The sequence below is a fragment of the Agrobacterium sp. 10MFCol1.1 genome (assembly GCF_000381165.1).
GTDB lineage: Bacteria > Pseudomonadota > Alphaproteobacteria > Rhizobiales > Rhizobiaceae > Agrobacterium > Agrobacterium tumefaciens.
Window position 1 is genome coordinate 1 of the sequence record NZ_KB906093.1, and the last position, 3057, is coordinate 3057.

Consider the following 3057-nt stretch of genomic DNA (forward strand, 5'->3'; position numbering starts at 1 on the left):
TCGCCGTCACCTGAGTACAGGAGGCTTTGTGCGACCCGTGAAGCTCAGTCGCTGGCGTTCGCGGCCTGTTCGAGCTTTTCGATGTGCTCGCGGCAGACCGTGTTGACGAGCTCGTAGAGGATGGACGTTCTGGCAGTCAGCCAGGTCAGAGCCTCCTCGGTGATTTCGTAATGATCGGAGTAGCGGGCCTTCACATAGGCTTCGTTCAACGTGTTGAACCACGACTGAAACCGATGGTGATCCCGCGGCCAGGCCTCGGCAAGGCGGATGTCCTGCCCTTCAGCCAGCCCTCGCAAAAATTTCAGATTATGGCTCGCAGGGCTGTAGTTGGTGAGGGTCAAAAGCAGAGTGGAATAAGCCTGCTCTATGGATTGGTGCAGCATGAAAGCTGTCTCTTTCCAATCTCCATCTTTGAGCCCGTAGAGGACGTGCTTAACGAAGAAGTCAGCAGTGCTCGAGCGAGCCGAAAAATGCCTTTTGGCAACCTCATATGCCTGTTGCCCCGTGAGGCTTTTCGGCTCGGCGAGTTCCCTATCGTCGAGTTCGTAGAGAGCAATGCCATCACGTCGGATATCGCTGAAGAAATATTGCCCTTCCTGCAGGAAATTGCTGATTTCGCGAGCACCATGGACAATGAGGCTCACGGGCGTCTCGATCTCCTTGTCCCACATCAGCCGGTCTGTTGTCTTGTCCCAGTATTTGGGATCGGCAAGTTCCTTGTTGCTGACGATGACGAGGATATCGAAATCCGAGCGATAGCCTTTCGACGTATGCGGTTCATCCACCCAAGTGCCACGCGCGTAAGAACCGAACAGAATGATTTTGAAAATCCGTCCATCCTTCTTGGCGTCAGACTTCGAGCGTTCCACCAGATCAGCAAACTCTTCCTGAATAATTCCGACGACACGCGCGAGCTCGCGTTGCTTTCGTTCTGGCAAATGTTCAAGGCTGGTCTTCATCTCTGCTCCGCTTATCGACGGTGTCCTGTATGGGCCATTCCAGAGGCCTTTGAAACTCCGATTTTTGGTAGCCACCAAACGAACGCCTGTCTTCCTGGACGATGCACATTCGATCTTGAGGCAGCCGGCTCTGATTTATGCAGATGGTATTGCAATACCTTCATTCCTCAATAGCGAACATTCAATGGTACTTTATCCTAGGTTGCATATCCTTCCCGGTTTTTTCCCAATCGCAGGCGCTCCGGGCGCCATACCGTGGCCGACTGAGCGGAGCGTAGAGGTTACGAAGGACCGTTAACGACGCACCCTGTCCAACCGCTGCAGCCAAATGCCCGCCCGCACTGCCGCTCACTTCGACGCAATTTTGGTAACGCAGTCACGCCAAGAAAGGCTCGGTGATGGAGGCGGCTATCATTATCCAGACAGGAGTGCGGGCCGCCCCATACTTGGAAACGGCCCGCTAGATGGATGATCGAGGGCAAGGCAATTGGAAGCGCTGCATGAGTCCTGACGGCATAACCTCTCAAGGTCGCCATTTTGCGAAACGCAGAGCAAACGCCTGTATAAACAACGTATTCTAAATACACCAATATCCTCGGCCTATTCGCTCTCTAGTGCGCTACCCGTTAGCTTACCGCCGACCACCATCTATGCAAACGCTTAAGATTATCGCTGCGTCACGCTGAGGCTTCTCGGCCGTATGTCGGATCGTAAACACCCCCTTTTGTCAAAAGAGCCCAAATGATGCGCGCTATACGATTTGCCACCGCGATAACTACAACTTTGTACGGTCGTCCGGCGCGCAATCGAGCGGCCCAACGACCGATTGGAGTTTTCTTATCTCGCATCATGATTACTGTGCCCCCGAGATAAAGCATCGTTCGGAGTTCGCTATTCCCCATTTTCGTAATGCGCCTCAGAACCGAACGACCTCCGCTTGAATGCGTGCGAGGAGTAAGACCCAGCCATGAAGAGAAATGGCGGCCAGACGGAAACCGATGGATATCAGGAATTGTCGCAATAACGCACATTGCAGTTTTCGGGCCAACACCAGGTATCGTCAGAAGCCTACACGCGTTCTCATCGTGTCGGACACGTCGCTCAATCTCTTTGTCTAGTTTCGTGACCAAATCATTCAATCGATGTATCTGGTCGCAAATGTCGGTGAGAGCCTGTTTCATAACTGTAGGCAGAACGGTATCCGCTGCGGTTTCCATCAGATTTACTAGTTTCGAATAATTTTGAATGCCCTTTGCCGCTACCAGGCCGGCCTCCGCTAGGTGCCCCCGCAGCGCGTTTACGAGTTGAGTCCGTTGCGAAACAAAAAGGCTGCGGGTTCGAAAAATCGTAATCGCCGCTTGTTGGTTCAGGGTTTTGACTGGAACGAAGCGCATTGTCTTTTGCGTAAGCGCAACATTGATCGCCTCCGCATCATTGGCGTCGGTTTTGCCCCGTTTTACGAAGGGCTTCACGTAACTGGTATGGATCAACCGCACGTCATGCCCAAATTCTAGTAACTGCCGTGCCCAGTAATAACTTGTAGCGCAGGACTCCATTCCGATCAGGCATGGTTTGAGCTTGCTGAAAAACTCCAGAACGTTCTCACGTTTGATCTTCGTGTTGAAAAGGGTTTCTCCGCTCGCATCTGCTCCATGCGCCTGGAAAATCTGCTTGGCTATATCGAGCCCTACCGTCGCCACGTCCTGCATCGGCCACTCCCTTGAAACCTTGGGGATCGATGCCACGATATCATCGCTCGATTTCAAATTGATGATGTGAAGCACATAACGCCGTCTTCGGTGTTCATTCAGGCCTCGGAGAGCCGGCTGATCAAAGTCTCGATGTCCCCTGACATCGACCTGACCGAATGCCGCATTTGTTTCAGTGGGAGAAACTCACTTTCCCTGATTGATGCATTTGTGTCCCTATTCAAACACGAGCAATTGCCACTTGGCGACTACTACTTTTAGTAGTCGAAATGCCCGTTCGATGTTGCTAGCTTTGCCACCGGTAAACAGACAAGGGCGCACTTACGACTTGCGGCACGTTTGAGCGTTTGGTCTCCCCGTTTGCGTATCGGAGATTTCGTTTGGCGATT

Annotated in this window: 2 protein-coding genes; both read right to left on the reverse strand. The window is 52.5% G+C overall.

All coding sequences use genetic code 11. The features are described 5' to 3' along the window. Window positions 1-44 precede the first annotated feature (44 nt). A complete protein-coding gene (locus F617_RS0126720; protein WP_019567433.1) occupies window positions 45-959 on the reverse strand; it encodes a nucleotidyltransferase and HEPN domain-containing protein in 915 nt (304 codons plus the stop codon). 677 nt (window positions 960-1636) lie between these two features. Beyond that, window positions 1637-2743 carry an IS110 family transposase gene (locus F617_RS0126725; protein WP_019567434.1) on the reverse strand — a complete coding sequence of 369 codons (1107 nt, stop codon included), beginning with the start codon at window positions 2741-2743 and terminating at the stop codon, window positions 1637-1639. Between the last annotated feature and the right edge of the window lie 314 nt (window positions 2744-3057).